General features: G+C 69.1%; 18 protein-coding genes. 6 read left to right on the forward strand and 12 right to left on the reverse strand.

Features of this window, described 5'->3' with window-relative positions:
* The coding region (locus ACGFH8_RS29545) for an FG-GAP-like repeat-containing protein (RefSeq protein ID WP_393373473.1) at nucleotides 1–300 on the forward strand (300 nt) is incomplete at its 5' end.
* A gap of 72 nt (nucleotides 301–372) precedes the next feature.
* Nucleotides 373–1,035 (forward strand): M15 family metallopeptidase, encoded by a 663-nt coding sequence (locus tag ACGFH8_RS29550; RefSeq protein WP_393373475.1) that lies wholly within the window; start codon nucleotides 373–375, stop codon nucleotides 1,033–1,035.
* A 243-nt stretch (nucleotides 1,036–1,278) separates the two neighbouring features.
* Here the strand turns inward: ACGFH8_RS29550 and ACGFH8_RS29555 are convergent, their stop codons facing one another.
* The 7 genes from ACGFH8_RS29555 to ACGFH8_RS29585 all read right to left on the reverse strand — a co-directional run bounded on the left by ACGFH8_RS29555 (nucleotide 1,279) and on the right by ACGFH8_RS29585 (nucleotide 6,984).
* Nucleotides 1,279–1,809, reverse strand: coding sequence for a hypothetical protein (locus ACGFH8_RS29555; RefSeq protein ID WP_393373477.1), 531 nt, complete (start codon nucleotides 1,807–1,809; stop codon nucleotides 1,279–1,281).
* Between the two features lie 62 nt (nucleotides 1,810–1,871).
* Nucleotides 1,872–2,279 (reverse strand): biotin/lipoyl-containing protein, encoded by a 408-nt coding sequence (locus tag ACGFH8_RS29560; protein WP_393373480.1) that lies wholly within the window; start codon nucleotides 2,277–2,279, stop codon nucleotides 1,872–1,874.
* Between the two features lie 248 nt (nucleotides 2,280–2,527).
* A complete protein-coding gene (locus ACGFH8_RS29565; protein WP_393373483.1) occupies nucleotides 2,528–3,061 on the reverse strand; it encodes a hypothetical protein in 534 nt (177 codons plus the stop codon).
* 452 nt (nucleotides 3,062–3,513) lie between these two features.
* A complete protein-coding gene (locus tag ACGFH8_RS29570; RefSeq protein ID WP_393373486.1) occupies nucleotides 3,514–3,762 on the reverse strand; it encodes an META domain-containing protein in 249 nt (82 codons plus the stop codon).
* Nucleotides 3,763–4,496: 734 nt separating this feature from the next.
* Nucleotides 4,497–5,144, reverse strand: coding sequence for an ATP-grasp domain-containing protein (locus ACGFH8_RS29575; protein ID WP_393373487.1), 648 nt, complete (start codon nucleotides 5,142–5,144; stop codon nucleotides 4,497–4,499).
* A gap of 31 nt (nucleotides 5,145–5,175) precedes the next feature.
* Nucleotides 5,176–6,051 carry an alpha/beta fold hydrolase gene (locus ACGFH8_RS29580; protein WP_393373489.1) on the reverse strand — a complete coding sequence of 292 codons (876 nt, stop codon included), beginning with the start codon at nucleotides 6,049–6,051 and terminating at the stop codon, nucleotides 5,176–5,178.
* Nucleotides 6,052–6,453: 402 nt separating this feature from the next.
* Nucleotides 6,454–6,984 carry a hypothetical protein gene (locus ACGFH8_RS29585; protein WP_393373491.1) on the reverse strand — a complete coding sequence of 177 codons (531 nt, stop codon included), beginning with the start codon at nucleotides 6,982–6,984 and terminating at the stop codon, nucleotides 6,454–6,456.
* Nucleotides 6,985–7,213: 229 nt separating this feature from the next.
* Here ACGFH8_RS29585 and ACGFH8_RS29590 point away from each other — a divergent pair, with 229 nt between their 5' ends.
* Nucleotides 7,214–7,654, forward strand: a complete 441-nt coding sequence (locus tag ACGFH8_RS29590; RefSeq protein ID WP_393373494.1) for a VOC family protein — start codon at nucleotides 7,214–7,216, stop codon at nucleotides 7,652–7,654.
* A gap of 18 nt (nucleotides 7,655–7,672) precedes the next feature.
* On the opposite strand, the gene ACGFH8_RS29595 is transcribed toward ACGFH8_RS29590, so the two are convergent.
* The gene (locus ACGFH8_RS29595) at nucleotides 7,673–8,167 is read right to left on the reverse strand and encodes a GNAT family N-acetyltransferase (protein ID WP_393373497.1); all 495 of its coding nucleotides are present in this window, start codon (nucleotides 8,165–8,167) and stop codon (nucleotides 7,673–7,675) included.
* Between the two features lie 263 nt (nucleotides 8,168–8,430).
* Here ACGFH8_RS29595 and ACGFH8_RS29600 point away from each other — a divergent pair, with 263 nt between their 5' ends.
* A complete protein-coding gene (locus tag ACGFH8_RS29600; RefSeq protein WP_393373499.1) occupies nucleotides 8,431–8,634 on the forward strand; it encodes a hypothetical protein in 204 nt (67 codons plus the stop codon).
* 49 nt (nucleotides 8,635–8,683) lie between these two features.
* On the forward strand, nucleotides 8,684–9,133 hold the full coding sequence (locus ACGFH8_RS29605) for a GNAT family N-acetyltransferase (protein ID WP_393373502.1): 450 nt from the start codon (nucleotides 8,684–8,686) through the stop codon (nucleotides 9,131–9,133).
* 22 nt (nucleotides 9,134–9,155) lie between these two features.
* On the opposite strand, the gene ACGFH8_RS29610 is transcribed toward ACGFH8_RS29605, so the two are convergent.
* Together ACGFH8_RS29610 and ACGFH8_RS29615 are read right to left on the reverse strand one after the other, a co-directional pair.
* The gene (locus tag ACGFH8_RS29610; RefSeq protein ID WP_393373504.1) at nucleotides 9,156–10,064 is read right to left on the reverse strand and encodes an NAD-dependent epimerase/dehydratase family protein; all 909 of its coding nucleotides are present in this window, start codon (nucleotides 10,062–10,064) and stop codon (nucleotides 9,156–9,158) included.
* Nucleotides 10,065–10,119: 55 nt separating this feature from the next.
* A complete protein-coding gene (locus ACGFH8_RS29615) occupies nucleotides 10,120–11,145 on the reverse strand; it encodes a trypsin-like serine peptidase (RefSeq protein ID WP_393373506.1) in 1,026 nt (341 codons plus the stop codon).
* A gap of 172 nt (nucleotides 11,146–11,317) precedes the next feature.
* Here ACGFH8_RS29615 and ACGFH8_RS29620 point away from each other — a divergent pair, with 172 nt between their 5' ends.
* The gene (locus tag ACGFH8_RS29620) at nucleotides 11,318–11,902 is read left to right on the forward strand and encodes a hypothetical protein (RefSeq protein ID WP_393373508.1); all 585 of its coding nucleotides are present in this window, start codon (nucleotides 11,318–11,320) and stop codon (nucleotides 11,900–11,902) included.
* 116 nt (nucleotides 11,903–12,018) lie between these two features.
* Here the strand turns inward: ACGFH8_RS29620 and ACGFH8_RS29625 are convergent, their stop codons facing one another.
* Nucleotides 12,019–14,850 carry a PQQ-dependent sugar dehydrogenase gene (locus tag ACGFH8_RS29625; RefSeq protein ID WP_393373510.1) on the reverse strand — a complete coding sequence of 944 codons (2,832 nt, stop codon included), beginning with the start codon at nucleotides 14,848–14,850 and terminating at the stop codon, nucleotides 12,019–12,021.
* An 86-nt stretch (nucleotides 14,851–14,936) separates the two neighbouring features.
* The gene (locus ACGFH8_RS29630; protein ID WP_393373513.1) at nucleotides 14,937–16,181 is read right to left on the reverse strand and encodes a ThuA domain-containing protein; all 1,245 of its coding nucleotides are present in this window, start codon (nucleotides 16,179–16,181) and stop codon (nucleotides 14,937–14,939) included.
* Nucleotides 16,182–16,193 lie beyond the last annotated feature (12 nt).

The raw sequence follows: 16,193 nt of genomic DNA on the forward strand, positions 1-16,193 counted from the left end.
GACGGCGACGCCGACCTGCTCGCTCGCAATTCCTCGACCAAGGATCTGCATCTGTACCGGGGCAACGGTTCGGGTGGGTTCCAGTCCGGCACCGGTACGGCGATCAGCAACAACTGGGCCAACTTCGACCTGATCTTCTCCGTCGGCGACTTCGACCGCGACGGCGACGGTGACGTGCTGGCCCGCAGCTCCTCGACCAAGGACCTGCACCTGTACCGGGGCAACGGCTCGGGTGGGTTCCAGTCCGGCACCGGCACGGCGGTCAGCAACAACTGGGGCAACTTCGACCGCCTCTTCTGACCCGCACCGTAGGACGGGCCGCCGGGCTGTCGCCGGGCGGCCCGTCCAGCCGTATCCGAGTGGAGGACCGCTATGCCCCTGTTTCTGTCGGACCCCGCCGGGGGTGCCCGGCCCGTTCGCCTCGCCGAGTGCGGCGATCCGCTGATCGACGTCGCCGCGGTGGGCGCCCTCGCCGGATCGGCCCGGAACGGTCCCGGTCCGTACCTGCGCGGCGCGCTCGTGGACCGGTTGGTCGCCGCGCAGACCCTGCTGCCGCCGGGCCTGCGGCTGACCGTGGTCGGCGGCTGGCGTCCGGCCGGCGCCGGGCCGTGCCGCGTCGGGCGGGACACCCGGCGGCTCCGTCGGGCCGGACTGGTCGACCGGATCTCCCGGCGGGCACCGGTACAGGTCGACCCGCACCTCACCGGCGCAACCGTGGATCTCACCCTGCGTGATATCGCTGGCGTGGAGTTCGAACTGGGCAGCGGGCTCTACGCCCGGCCCGAGGAGTGCGACGGTTGTTGCCACACGGCCTCGCCGCAGGTGCCGCCCGAGCCGCGTGCCCGCCGGTTGCTGCTGGTCCAGGCGCTGACCACGATGAATTTGGTCAACTATCCGTCCGCCTGGTGGCACTGGTCGTACGGCGATCTGCACTGGGCGACGGTCACCGGTTCGGCGGTCGCCCGCTTCGGGCCGGTGCCGGGCCCGGTGCCGCCGACCGATTCCACCGGGACCGCCGTCCGTGCCACCGGGTAGCCGGTGGAGGAGGGGTTGCCGCGACATCCCCTTTCTGCCCCAGTCCGCCCGCAACCGCCGGTCCCGGTGCCGGCTGGCTGCGCGCGGTGGCGCCGACCGCCCATCCCCGGGATCAGTACGACGCCAACTCCAGCAGCGACGGAGGATGACCAACGTTGACCGACTGCGTCGCAGGTCGGGCGGCGTGACGCCCGTTTTGGTCGCCTCTGAACCGGGGCGTTGGTGTGCCGCCGTGCGTGCGTGTCAGTCAGGGGTTGAGCCGGCCGGCGCAAGGATGACCCGGTGAGTGTGATCTAGATGCTGGCTGACGGTGTACCTGCCGGTGGCGCCAACCTTCGGGGCCTGGCTGTTCCATTCCAGGGCTGACGAGCAATCTGCGAACCGCACCACGTACTCCCGGTTCGAGGTGAAGACGTGAGTGACGGTCGCGGTGACCACGGAGCCGATGGGGAAGCGCGTCTTGATGCACAGCCACTCCCGGTGGCTCAGGCTACTTGGCAGATAGGTCCGTGAGCGGAACTGCTCGTCGAGAGGAAGAAGACGGACCTGACCTGGCGTGTGCTGGAGAACCTCGAACGTCATCACTGCGCCAACGGGAGGCCAATCGGCCGGCTCGTGCGGTAAGACCACGACGTCGACGAAGCCCTCTGGCTCTTGGCCCAGATCCACCAACAACCCGATCGCTCCGGGCCTCGGTATGCGGACGACCTGACCCACGACGTGCGTGCCGACGGGGAAGCGACGGCGAGCCGTGTTGAATTGGTTCAACTCCACGCGCGGAAACCTCCTCGACCGCCCTGGATCCATGTCCCCGACGGGCAGAGCCTGCAACCGGCTCAGAACTCTATCTGCTGCTCGGCCACCGCTGACGGCCTCACGGCAAGCAGCGGATATCCGACCGGAACCTCATCGCCCTCGCCAACGAAAACAGCCGCAACCGTGCCGGCGGCTGTGGCCGGGATTTCTGTATCGACTTTGTCGGTCGATACCTCCGCTGCCGCGTCACCAACCTGCACCGGCTCGCCCACGTGCTTCATGATCCGGACAACTGTTGCGGTCGTGACTCCGTCGCCCAATTGAGGCATCTCGACCGCCACTGTATCCCTGGGCAGATCTGGCCACGCCGATGCGTCCACGGCGGCTCGCGGGAGGCGACGCCTGCGAGCATCGATTGCTAGGTTGATCACAGCCGCGAGGCCGACCAGTGGCGCGACGACGTTCCACACCTGATGCAGCAACCTCATACCGCAGATTGTGTCTGGTTCCTCGCATCCGCTGACAGTTCAGCGAGGGTGCCCCTGCCCCTGCTTGTGGCCTCCGGGGCCGGGCCGCTCGACGAGGACCAGGTCCAGGCCGTCGAACGCATGCTGGCAATCAGCGCCGGTCTGAGCCCATCGACCCCACAGGGTGAGTGACCAATCGATGCGACCGGCTGTAGCAGAGATGCCGAAGTCGGCGGGGACGGTCCGATCTGGACCGTCCCCGCCGGGGATCATTCGGGGATGATGAATTGGGCGGTGCTGGTGGTGTCGTAGTTGACACCGTTCTTCTCGGCGTGGTGGATGCAGTTGATCGTGACCGTGCGGGACTGGACGGGTACGCCGGTGACCGGGACGGTCGGAGACCAGAAGGTCACGTCGACGAGGGCGCCGTTGTTCTCGGAGTCGTAGTCGTGGGTGGAGTAGTTGAGCACGGTGGCGGAACACCGGACGTTTATGTAATTGGCGTCTACCCGGTCGTTGCCCCAGGTCGCGAGCCGGGAGTAGCCGCGGACCTTTATGCCACCCTGACGCAGTGGCCAGCTTCCTTCGTGGCCGGTGTCCTCCAGCTGGATGACTCCCTGCAGGTTGTAGGCCGGAGAGGGTGGCGTGCCGCCGCCGCCACCCCCGCCGCCGTCACCGCCGCCGCCACATTCCGAATCGATGGGGCACTCGGGGACCCACGCCTGCGCCGGCACGGCGGCCGCGCCGATGAACGCGAAGCAGGCCAGCAGGGCAACTCCCAGCGTGGAAGCGCGTCTGAGCACGTCATCTCCTGTCAGCAGACGCCCGGGTATGTCACCCAGGGCGAGCGATTGGACGCGTAGAGTATGGCGCGGTATCAGGGAGCGCGATAGGCATTGCGCGCGACGGCGCCGCAGATTGACCCTTGTGTGTTCAACGGTTGTCGTCGGACTAGCCCTTGCCGGTCAATGGGATCTCGGCACACCCTCGATCGTTGTGCAACATCATCCTTGGCGGGAAACGGCGTCAGCCGAATTACGAATTGACCGATCAGCATGCGTTGCGGAGTGGGCGGAACGGCCTGGGGTGGTGGGATGAGTCGACTCTCTCGGGGAGCGAGTTCCGGGTTTGGGTCGGTCGAGCGTCTGGCAACGTCGGCCCGATCGATGAGTCCGGCTCGGTTGATCAGGTGGCGGGCAACCTCGCGGACCGTGGTGATCAGAGCGGTGGCGATGTCTCGGCTCTGGGACGGCGCTCAGTTCGTGGGGGACAGTCGGCCGGTTTCCTTGCCCTGAGCGTCGAGGAGCACGAGAACCTTGCCGTCGTGACCGGCTCGTCTGGCCGTGGTGACCCAATGTCCGATCGGCACGCTGTCGGTGCAGAAGGCCAGCGTGGCTGCTCTCGTGGTGGCGAGCAGGGTGCCGCCGGCAGCGGTGATCCACCGACCGCTCTGGTCGTTGCAGCCGTCGGATCCGTGCCACTCACCGTCCGCCGTGAACTCCACGTACGCCGCCCTGTGCCCGCTTCTGGGTGCCCAACGACCCGCCGGCTGCCGTTGGTCCACGGGCACGAGCGTCGCCGGTAGTGCGACGGCGGGGGCCAGGTTCCGTCGAGCCTCGTCGGTGACCACTGGCGGTGCAAGGACGGAGGCGTCCATGTCGGGCTCGGGGGTCGGTGTAGCCCCGGGGATCAGCCGGGCGACCGGTTGCCGCCGGCGGTCCAGAAGGAGAGGTAGCCCTGTGCCGTCGAAGCGGTAGGCGGTTACGCTCCGCAGCCACCCAGGTGTCTCTCGGCTGGCCTTCTCGCAGCCAGGGGTGCCTTCGACGACGGCGCTGGAAGCCGACCAGACGTCGGCGAGGAAGACACCTTCGCTGTTGGCCCGCCAGTTCCCGCCCAGAGTGCCGCAGTGTGTGCCGAACAGGTGTAGCTCACTGTCTGCGAGCCGCAGGATCGCGCCCGCGCCGGGGTCAGCGACGTCGACGAGTGTCCAGGAGCCGATCAGCCTCTCCGGTGCCAATGGCACCACTGCCCCCGTGGTGCCGGAGATCGGCGGTCCGGGGTCTGGGGAATCCCGCTGGCCCTGCCTCGCGCATCCGGTGAGGAGCACCACCACCGCAACCACCGTCGCGAGGCGTCTCCGGTGTGCCTTGTGGCTTCTCATGGTGAGGTCTCCCGGTTCCTCCGGCCACGATCGGGCCGGGGCTCGACGGCACTCGGCGAACAACAGACGCGCATCTTCTAACAACGGCTGGTAGGGAGGAAAGTTGCCGGGACGGGGGCTGCACGCACTGACATCGGCCCCACATCCACCACGATGGCGGTCGGGAGTGTGTGCCCGAATCCGGCCAGCAGGTCGGCTCCGAAGGCGAGCGCGTCGGCTGTCGCGGGGCCGAGGCGCAGGCGCCCCTGCTCGGCGTACTGACTGCCGGCGTGGACCGCGCCGTCGAGCAGGTGCAGCCGGTACTCGGCGACGAAGTCGACGATGTCGCTGACGAGGACGGGCGTCTGTCGGTCGACGGCGTCGGGGCCCGGCAGACGGGAACCGTCGGTATAGATCATGGCCCGGATGCTCTTGTCGTTCGGCGACTTGACGAATGCGGGTCGACGGAGTCCGTAGGCTTCGTCGATCGTGATCAGGGTGATCTCCCGGCGCGTGAAGTCCCGGGGCAGCCCAGCGAGCCAGTCGTGGGGGGCCTCCAGCGGGGCGATGCCGAGCAGTGGGGCGACGGCGTCGGCGAAGGTCGGCCCGGCGTGCAGGTGGTCGGCGTGCGTACCGGCGGGCACCTCGAAGGTGGGAAGCCGCACGGTGGGCAGCCCTCGCCGATGGGCGGCCTCGCGCAACCGCTGAGCCGACGCCGTCAGTCGCGGTGGCAGGACGAGTGTCACGGACGAGGATCCTGCCGCACCGCGCTCCGGATCAGGGATTGTCGAGCACGAACGTCCGCATGAGGTCGGCGCATTCGGCCGCGTGTGTCTCCAACAGGAAGTGCCCGCCGTCGTAGATGTGAGCGTCCATCCGCTGGAGAGCGCGGTGGTAGGCGAGGACCTCCTCGACGTCGAAGAACGGGTCGTGCCGTCCCCAGAGGACGAGCGCCGGCGGCTGGTGGGCACTGTGGTAGTCGGCCAGCTCGGCGAAGCGGGCGACGTGGTTGGCGTAGTCGGTGAACAGCGCGAACTGGGCGTCGATGTTGCCGGGTCGTCGCATCCGCTCCCAGTCGAGGTGCCACGACTCGGGAGGTTGCAGCGTGCGCACGCCCTCGGGCAGCCCGGCGAGGTACTGGTCGCGGGTCCCGGTGAAGGTCAACCAGTCCGGCAGTGCGGCCCGCCGCTTGTCGGTCGGGTCGGCCCAGTACGCCTTGGCGTCGTTCCACTGCTCGCCGAGGCCGTCGGAGTGCGCGTTGCCGTTCTGGACGATGAGGCCGCGGATGCGGTCCGGGGCGCGGGTGGCCAGGTGGTATCCCACAGGTGCGCCGAAGTCGTGCAGGTAGACGAAGAAACGCTCGACGCCGAGTTGGTCGAGCAGGCTCTCGATCGTCCGGGAGAGGTTCTCGAAGGTGTAGTCGTACTCGTCGACGGTTGGTGACGACGACATGCCGAAGCCCGGGAGGTCGGGTGCGATCACGTGCGCGACGTCGGCCAGTGTGGGCATGACCTCGCGGAAGGTGTGCGACGAGCTCGGGAACCCGTGCAGCAGCAGTACGGTTGGCTGCCCGGTCCGCCCGGCCTCGCGGAAGAACACCTCGAGGCCGTTGACGTCGGCCTGTCGGTGGCGGACCTTCTGGATGGCCTGCATCGCGTCCTCCTCCTGGAACGGGGTGGCGAGGCGTCGATCGGGGTGTGCATCGAGCGGCGGCGACGCCCATCGTGCCCGGCCCGGCCGACACTGCCGATCCAACCCAACCTAGTGATGAGTCGTCGCGTCCGTACCCGTTCCCCGCGACGGAACAGCAGACCGCGGACCGCCACCGGGGGCCGCCGGGTGGGCAGCCGCGAGTGGGCCACTGTGTTCGACCAGTTCGGCGTGCGCGGTCTGCTGATTCCCGGAATTTCTGGTACGGCCAGCCGCCGGACGTCGACAATCGGGCGACGACAATGATCCTGCGGTATTCCACCACCTGTTTCCTTGGGGTCCAACTGTCCCCGATCAGTGGTGTCTGCCCACAACCCCGTCGCGCAGACTCCGGAGGGTGACCACCTATCCTGCGAAGAAGAAGAACGGGAATCTCGGTGCCGTCGGTATCGCCGCCGCCATTTCCGTCTTGTTGTGCTGCGGCGTCGGCACCATTGGCGCGCTCACCGACGACGACAATGACAAGAAGCCCGTTGCGGTGGCCACCGCGACCGCTTCGACGGTCCGCGACCGTATTGTCGACAACGCGACTGTCACCGCCGGTCCGACGCCCAGCGCAGAGGCGTCCACCACCCCGTCGCCCGCACTGATCCCGACCCCGGGTCCGCAGCGCACCATTGGTGCGCCGACATCCCGGCCGGTCGCCAAGCCGACGACGAGCAAGCCGAAGGCCAAGGCGACGACGCCGGCACCGAAGCCGAGATCGACGACGGCAGCGCCGAAGCCGAAGGCGACGACAACAGCGCCGAAGCCGAAGCCGACGACCGCGAGACCGAAGCCGCCCGCCGTGTCGACTGTGCATCCCGGAGCGTTCTGCTCGACCCAGGGGGCGCGTGGCGTGACGAAGACCGGTAAGCCGATGGTGTGCACGACCACCGCGACGGATGCCAAGAAGCGGTGGCGGGCGGCGTAACCGGCGGAGGCGACGAGGCCCGGCCGCCGAGAATGGTGCCGGGCCTCGTTGGCGGTATGTTTCCCGCGGAGGGTACGGCCGCAGGCCGTGACGATGCGCGCAAGCCGGATAGCGGGCCGAGAACTCCGGGTGACTCCGTCTCCCGGACGTGAGCTGCCGGCACGGCCGCACCACCGAAGGGGAAGATCCGGCATGACGATCCAGCGGATGGACAACGTCCTCATCGTTGTCGACGACCTTGACGCGGTCATCGCGTTCTTCGTCGAACTCGGCATGGAGTTGGAGGGCAGGGGGCCGGTCGAGGGGCGCTGGGTGGAGCGGGTGATCGGGCTTCACGACGTCCGGCAGGAGGTCGCGATGCTGCGGACCCCGGACGGTCACGGCAAGGTCGAGTTGGCGATGTTCCACACGCCGGAGGCGATCAGGGCCGAGCCGACCGACGCGCCCGCGAACACACTGGGCATTCGTCGGATCATGTTCGCCGTCGACGACGTCGAGGACGTCGTCGCCCGCCTGCGGACACACGGGGCCGAGCTGGTCGGAGAACTGACGGAGTACGAGAACATCTTCCGGCTCTGCTATGTCCGTGGCCCGGAGGGCATCATCGTCGGTTTGGCCGAACACCTCAGCTGAGGGCCAGCACGGCGAGCGTCAGGCGTGGATGTCGGCGACCATCGTGTCCGCGTTCTCGAACGACTCGACCGTGCGGAACCCCTCGGCGGCGTAGAGACGCGCGGCGATGTTCGCACGCTCCACACTCAGCGACACCCGACGGATGCCGCGTGCGCCCGCGGCGTCCAGGACCGCGCGCAGCAGCTTCCGGCCCACACCCCGACCCCGCCACGACTCCACCACGCCGATGGTCAACTCCGGCACGTCGTCGCTCACGTACCCGTAACCGGGGTCAGCGGCGGTCAGGTGCCGAAACCAGGCCGCGCCGACCGGCTGACCGGCCGGCTCCACCGCGACCACCCCGAAGTCGTCCGGCCGCATCCACCCGGTGACATAGTGCGCCAGCGCCGGGTCGGCCAGGATCCGCTCGCGAGACCAGTCGCGCTCCGGCAGCCAGTTGATGGCCTCCACCAGCATGTCGACCAGGAGCGGGAGATCGGTCGGAGTGGCGGCGCGGATACCGACGTTCTGCACCGCCGCATCCTGCCACGCCACACCCGCCGCCGCTGACGGCGCGGGTGGGCGGCCTCCTCCGGTTGGCCCACCCGGCCGAGCGGACGTGACCCGCTGAGCTGAGCGGTCGTACGACCAACTGATGAGGCCTCTTTCGTTCCCGCTGTCGATGGCACGGCCGAATCTCGGCGCCAGAGTGGATGTGGATGTCGCCTCGCTGTCCGCGGTGCCCCGGCCGCCGTCGACGGCCGAGGTCCGACACCCATGTCGAAAGGGGTCTGCTCGTGAGCGGGAAAGAGGAACAGAACGGCAGGTGGGCGCCCTGGTGGGTCTACCTGTGCGTCATTCTCGGCAGCAACTACGTGAAGCAGTATCTGGTTCAGGACCTGCCCGTGGCGGTCAACGCCGCGATCACCGTCGTGCTCGTCGGCACGCTCTTCGTGGTCATCACCGCGGTGTATCGCGGTGTGCGGGGCACCGACCGTTAGCGGCGCCTGCGCGGGCCGGCGCTCCTGGCGTTCTCGTTACGCTCAGGGCATGTTCCGTGCTGCTCGGCCCGATGACTTCGCGCAGATCATCCGTCTCTACCGGCAACTCAACCCCGACGATCCGGTGCTCGACGATGGATCCGACGAGGTGGTGTTCCGACAGATCGTGGCCACACCGGGGCTGCGCCTGTTCGTTCTCGAACTGGACGGGGTCGTCGTCGCCACGACGTACCTCAATCTGATCCCCAACCTCAGCCGGTCGGCGTCGCCGTACGCCGTCATCGAGAACGTGGTCGTCGAGGAGTCGCGGCGCGGCACCGGGCTCGGCCGGCAGATCATGGCCGGCACGCTCCAGGCCGCCTGGGACGCGGGCTGCTACAAGGCGATGCTGATGACGGGCTCGCGTACCCCCGCGACGCACGCCTTCTACCGCGCCTGCGGGTTCTCGGCCGACGTCAAGACCGCGTACCTGGCGCGACCGCCGGCAGCCGAGAGCTAGGACCGCCCTTGTGCGACACGCCCTAGACGGGGAAGGTCTCGCGCAGCGCGGGGTCCAGTGACCGGCCGGTCGTCGGTTCGACGAACAGCTCGGCGACCAGGAGGTCCGCGAGGTGCGCCACGTTGATGCCCGACTCCTTGCCCGCGAGGCCCTGCAACGCGCCGCCGAGTCGGAACGCGGCCTTCGCCGCGCCGGCCGGCAGTCGGCGCACCCGGCGGCGTCGGCCGACCGCCTCGGCGATGCGCCCGATCATGTCGTCCCAGGTCAGGTTCTCGTCGGCGACCGGAATGTCCGCGCCACTGGCCTGTTCCAGGGCGTCCGCCGCGGTCTCGGCGACGCTGCGCGCCGAGACCGCGGCGCTTCCGCCGGTCGGCACCACCAGCGGGGTACGGGACCGCGCCCACCGGTCCAGCGGCGCGGCCCAGTTCGGCAGCCGGTCGCCGGCCCGACCGAAGACGAAGGGCAGCTCGAGGACGGCGACCGGCAGATCCGGACCGGCGGCCGCCCGTCCCTCCCGGGCCTGCTCGACACGGCACCGGATGTACGTGTGTCGCTCGGCCAGCCGCCACTGCGGATGCAACCTGTCGAAATAGGTGTAGTACGAGCCCATGACGACCGCGCGGGTGAGACCCTCCTGGCGGGCGGCGGCGCACAGGCGTACCACCGGTTCGACGTTGTCGCGGCGGAACTCCGGGTAGATCGGCTTGGGCAGCGGCCGCTGCTCGTCGGTGCGCGTGGCGTACACGACACCGTCGTGACCGGCGAGCAACGGCCGCAGGTCCTCGATCGAGGCGGACCCGGCATCGAGGAGGTGGTCGACCCCCGGCTGGGCGGTCCGCGCCACAGTGGTGGTGGCGTGGCCGCGCTCGCGCAGCACGTCCACGACATGAGCGCCGATCAGGCCACTGCCACCCACCACGAGAATCCGCACGGTGCATCGTCCACTCTGGACCGGGTTCCTTGTCAAGCCACCGAACCGGTGCCGGTCACTGCTTGTTCTTCGCGACGTTGTAGATGTCCAGGACGTCGTCGTCGAAGTAGGGGCCGTACATGTTGCCGGAGAACTTGTACGACATCACCGAGTTGACGTACCCGAATCGAAGGTCGTTGTCCCAGGCGCGCAGGAACGGGCCGCCGCTGGAGCCATGGTTGAGCGGGCAGTTCTTCAGTTTGATCCGCTGCGCCCCGGCGGCCTTGAGGGCGCCCTGGGCGTAGTACTGCGACAGACCGTCGTACGGGGCCTCGCCCGGGTAGCCGAGCAGCATCGCCGTGAGCGTCTTGGACTTGTTGACGCTGAGTCCCTGCCCGCCGGTGACGTGCACGAGTCGGTCGCCGTTGAGCGGGTGCATGGTGACGAAGGCGAAGTCCCACCAGAGGTAACCCCAGTCGACCCAACCCTCGACGGAGGTGAACTCCTTGGCGAACCAGAGGCCGTGCAGTGCGACGCCGTCGGTGTACTCCGGCGCGTACGCCCAGTTGTCGTACCAGACGGATCCGCCGTTACCGGGGTGTACGCAGTGCCCGGCGGTGGAGACCATGTTCGCCTGCGGGTTGTTGATGGTCCCGCCGGAGCAGAAGAAGTCCTCGTCGTTGTGGGTGAAGAAGACGCGACCGACGCCGGGGGAGGCGTTCACCGACTGGGTTTGCGCGCCGGCGGCGGTGGCGTGCACACCGGCGGCCAGGGACCGGGACGTCGCGGGCGTGGCCACGTCACGTGCCGCACCGATCCGGCCGGGACGGTCGCTGGCCTCCCGGTCGAAGGTGTCGGTCCCCTCCGGCATGGGGGCGGGTCGTGCCGCGCGCATGCGTTCCGGCGTCCAGTAGGCACGGCCCGCCGCCGCCGCGGTGTCCGCGTCGGCGGGCACCCGTCCGTGGATGGTGGCGCGCGCCTCGGTCACGGTCGCGGACGGGGTGGGCGCGGCCGCCGCGTCCGCCTGGGCCGGCGGCTGAGCGACGGCCAGACTGGCCAGGAGCATGACGCCCACCGAGACGAAGCCGAATTTCCTGCGCACGAGACCCCCTGAGGTTGGCGGTCGGAGCCACTACGCTCCGACGTCGTACCGCCCACGTTAGGCGCGGGCGGTCCGTCCACCGTGGTCCTGTCGTGTACGTTCGGTGACGGCTGCCTGACTGCGAAACGAGTCGCGTCGTGCCTGAGAAAACTTCACGAATCCGGGGTGGGGAATGTCTGAGCCGCGCGCCTTCTGGCTGGACGAGCAGTTCGACCGCGAGCACGGCACCGACGGGGGTGGCCGCTACGAGGCCGAGGTGCGCAGGCGGCTCGACGACTTCGCCGACACCTGGGGGGACATCTCGCCGGTCGGGTTCGCGGCGACCGCCTGGCGGGTCGCCGCCGAGCTGTCGCCCGGCTTCGTCCGCTGGCATCGGCGGATCGTCTCGGCGACCTGCGCGAGAAGCCCGTGGGACGGCAGCATGGTCTGCGCCGTGACGGTGATCTCCCGCTGGCCTGCCGAACTCACCTGGACCAGGCAGTGGCAGCGTGACCGCGGCTGGCGTGACTGGCCCCAACTGTTCGGCCAGTACACGACCCCGACCGAGCAGGATCAGACCCGCAGCCCGCACCTGCGGGCGATGCTCCAGGTCGACGCACCGGTGCCGCTCGACCATCTGCCGCCGGCCCCGGACGGTCCGGACGACGACGTCGCCACCGCGGCGCGCCGAGCCACGGTGGTCCTGGCCCGAGAGCTGAACGACCTGCTCGCACCGATGATCGGCCAACTCGACGCCGGGGTGCCCGCGGACTCCTAGGCGCCCGGGTCGACGGCCGCGACAACGAGAACCGGGGCGGACGGTGTGTTCACCGCCCGCCCCGGACTCTCCCGACGTTCGCCGGCCCGGCCGCCGACCAGGCCGGGCACCGCTGCTCAGCCGGTGGTCAGGATGAACCTCTCCCAGGCGCCAACCGACGTACGGTTGGCGATCAGGGATCCGGCCCCGGCGTTCTCGGCGCACACGATCTGGTTGTTGACCGTGGCGCGCAGGCTCACCGTCCCATCCGTGTTGCTGATGAGCTGGAACGTCTCCCACGAACCGATCGACGCCGCGTTGGCGACCAACGGGTTGGCGCCTGCGTTCGCGGCCGAGACGTAGAGCCCGTTGGCGCGCGACCGCAGCGCGATGTTGCCGTTGCCGGCGTCCACCCGGTCGAACTGCTCGGTGCTGCTGACGCTGGCCTTGTTGGCGATCAGCGCGGTGGTGCCGACCGCCGACACGTACTGGCTGTTGACCTGCGCCCGGATGGTGCTCACCGGCGTGCTGCTACCGGTGCCGGTGGTGAAGGTGAACGCGTCGACGTCGAACAGGTAGCCGGACCCGCCCTTGAACACCAGGTACAGCGTGGTCGACGCGCTCGGCGGGTTGCTGATCGTGGCGGACGAGTCGACGAAGGTCTCCCAGTTGCCGGTCACCGGCACCGTGACGGTGCCCAGCAGGGTGCCGGTGGCCGACCCGGCCCGGACCTCGATGGTGCCACCGGCGCCGGCCGACGACGCCCGCACGGTGATGCGGTTGGCGTTGGCCAGGTTGTACGGCTGGTAGGAGATCCAGTCGTTGTTCTCGATGAACCCGGCGGTGCGACCACCCTCGGCGTTCGTGTGGTCGGTCGCCTGGACGCCGGACTGGGCGCTGAAGTGCTCACCCTGCCGGTGCTTCGGCTGCAGGGTCTTGATGCTGTGCGTGGTGAGCCCACCGTTGTCGGTGTAGGCGGCGTCGAAGACTCCGTAGATGTTGGCCGCGGAGTCGTGCTCACCGTCCGTCGGGACGGTGATGGAGCCACTGCACCCGTTCTTCGAGGTGATCTGGTGGGCGTGGCTGTCGTGGCCCAGCGCGTAGGTCAGGCTCACCTTGGTGCAGTCGATCGTGCCGTCCTGCGGGTCGCTCACCGAGATCTGGTACGACACGGTGTCACCGAAGGTGAACAGCTGCCCGTCGGCGGGCGTGGTGAGCGTCACCGTCGGCGCGGTGTTCCCCACGGTGACGACCAGGCTCGCCGTGCCGGACAGGCCGGTCGGGTCGGTGACCTTCAGGGTGGGGGAGAAGGTGCCGTTGGTGGTGTACGTCTTGGTGGGGTTGGCCGCCGTCGACGTGGTGCCGTCGCCGAACGTCCACAGGTAGCTCAGCGCCCCACCCTCCGGGTCGGAGGAGCCGGCCGACGAGAAGTTGACGGTCAGCGGGTTCGACCCCGAGGTCGGGTTGGCCGAGGCCACCGCGATCGGGTTGCGGTTGCCACCACCGATGTACTCGATCCGGAAAAGCGCCTGGTTGTTCGAGCCGGTGCCGTAGTCCAGCACGTAGAGCGCGCCGTCCGGGCCGAAGGCCATGTCCATGACCTGGGTGCCGCTCCACGGGAAGCTGGAGATCTCCCCGCGCGAGCCGTCGGAGTTGACCTTGATCGGCTTGATCCACCGGCGGCCGTACTCGCCGGCGAAGAACTGGCCGTCCAGCGACTGCGGGAACTTGATGCTGGAGTTGAGCGAGGCGTTGTACCGGTACACCGGGCCGCCCATCGGCGACTCCGAGCCGCTGCCGAACTCCGACGGGGAACCGGAGTCACCGGCGTACTTGATCCAGGCCGGCTTCGCCGCGGGCAGCGTGCCGAGGCCGGTGTTGCGGAACGAGTTGTTGGTCGGCCCGCCCGTGCAGTTGTACTTGGACTGCGACGGCCCGGACGGGAAGGTGTATTCGTTGTACGTTTCGGTGCTGCTGTTGCTGCCCGTGCAGTACGGCCAACCGAAGTTGCCCGGCGCCGCGATGCGGTTGAACTCGACCTGACCCGAGGGGCCACGGCTGGAGTTCGTGGACCCGGAGTCGGGACCGTAGTCGCCGAGGTAGACCACGCCGGTCGCCTTGTCGACGCTCATCCGGAACGGGTTACGCAGACCCATCGCGTAGATCTCCGGACGGGTGTTTGCCGTGCCGGGGGCGAACAGGTTGCCCGACGGGATGGTGTACGTCCCGTCCGCCTGCGGCGTGATCCGCAGCACCTTGCCCCGCAGGTCGTTGGTGTTGCCCGCCGAGCGCTGCGCGTCGAACTGCGGGTTGCGGTTGGTCCGCTCGTCCAGCGGCGCGTAGCCGGACGACTCGAACGGGTTCGTGTCGTCGCCGGTGGTCAGGTACAGGTTGCCGGCGCCGTCGAAGTCCAGGTCACCGCCGACGTGGCAGCACTGCCCACGGTCGTTGGCGACCTGGAGCACGATCTTCTCGCTGCTCAGGTTGAGCGTGTCGTCGCTGTTGAGGGTGAACCGGGACAGCCGCAGGTGCCCCTTCCACCGGTCCCAGTCCGACTGCGAGCCCGTGGTGGGGGCGTCCCCGGACGGGGTGCTCAACGTCGGCGAGTAGTACAGGTAGATCCACCTGTTGGTGGCGAAGTTGGGGTCGACGGCGACGCCCTGCAACCCCTCCTCGTCGTGGGTGTAGACCGACAGGGTGCCGGAGGTCTTGGTGTTGCCGGCCACGTCGGTGACCCGCAGGACGCCGTTGCGGGCGGTGTGCAGCACCGAACGGTTGGGCAGGACCGCCAGGGACATGGCCTCACCCAGCTCGGCCGAGCCGGTGGCGAGTTTGACCTGCTGGTAATCGGAGGCGGGGATGACCGCCGCCTGCGCGGCGGAGGGTGCGGCCACGGCCAGGGACACACTCGCGACGGTGGTGACCGCCGCGATGAGTGCCCGGGACCAGCGCCGGGGGTTCGAAAGCATGATCGTCCTTTCTCGACGACCAGGGCCGGGCGTGCGGGGGCGCACCACGGCCAGGTGGGGGTGGTGAAGAGCGCGTCGAGACGCGGTCAGTTGCTGGTGGCGAGGTCGAACTTCTCCCACTGACCGATGGAGGTCCGGTTGGCGATCAGCGGGGAGGCGCCACCGTTGTCAGCCGCGACGTAACGGTTGTTCACCGTGGCCCGCAGGCTCACCGTGCCGTCGGAGTTGCGGACGAGCTGGAACGTCTCCCAGGCGCCGGCGCTGGCCCGGTTGGCGATCAGCGGGGAGTTCCCGGAATTCTCCGCCGCGACGAACTGCCCGTTGCTCTTGGCGCGCAGCGCGACGTTGCCGTTGGCGAGGCTGACCAGGTCGAACCGCTCGCTGGTGCCGACGGAGGTCTTGTTGGCGATCAGCGCGGTGCTGGCGTTCGGCGCGCTCACGAACTGGTTGTTGGCGCGGGCCTTCAGGGTGGAACCGCTGGCGGTGGGCGGCGGAGTGGTCGGCGGGGCCGTCGTCGGCGGAGCGGTCGTCGGCGGAGCGGTCGTCGGCGGCGTCGTCGTCCGCGGCGAGCAGTCGGCGCTCACGGAGCCCGCGGCGACCTGGAGGCCGCCGAGCAGCATCCGGGTGAAGTTCGGGTCGGTGTACGACGCCTCGGTGTGCCCGAGGCCGGTGTACCAGGCCCGACCGCCGCCGTACGCCTTGCACCAGGTGATCGGGTGGTCGCCGTTCATGTTGCCGCCGCTGTAGGACGACTCGTTGAGGCTGGCGAGAACCCGCGCGCTGGACCGGGGGTTGGTGCGGTAGTTGTACCACTCGTCGGAGCGGGTCCAGGTGGCCGGCAGGTGCGCCGTCGACGGGTTGGTCTGGTCCTCGATCTTCACCGTGGCGGTCTGGATCGCCGGGTGCGAGTCGAAGTACGCCCCGACCAGGCTGCCGTACCACGGCCAGCTGTACTCGGTGTCGGCGGCGGCGTGCACGCCGACGTACCCGCCGCCGGCGGCGATGTACGACTCGAACGCCGTCTGCTGGCTGGCGTTGAGGACGTCACCGGTCGTCGACATGAAGACCACCGCCTGGTACTGGGCCAGGTTGGAGGTGGTGAACTGGCCGGCATCCTCGGTCGCCGTCACGGTGAAGCCGTTGGCCGAGCCGAGCTGCTGGATCGCGGCGATGCCGTTGGGGATGGCCGAGTGGCGGAAGCCGGCCGTCTTGCTGAACACCAGGACCTTCGTCAGCGGGGCTGCCGAGGACGGTGTGGGAAGGACTAGCAGGCTGGCCATCAACACGGCCAAGCCGATGACGAAGGCCAACAAGCGGGGACGGGAACGCATGGTCTTGCTCCT

Source organism: Micromonospora sp. NPDC049175 (assembly GCF_043197345.1).
Classification (GTDB): domain Bacteria; phylum Actinomycetota; class Actinomycetes; order Mycobacteriales; family Micromonosporaceae; genus Micromonospora.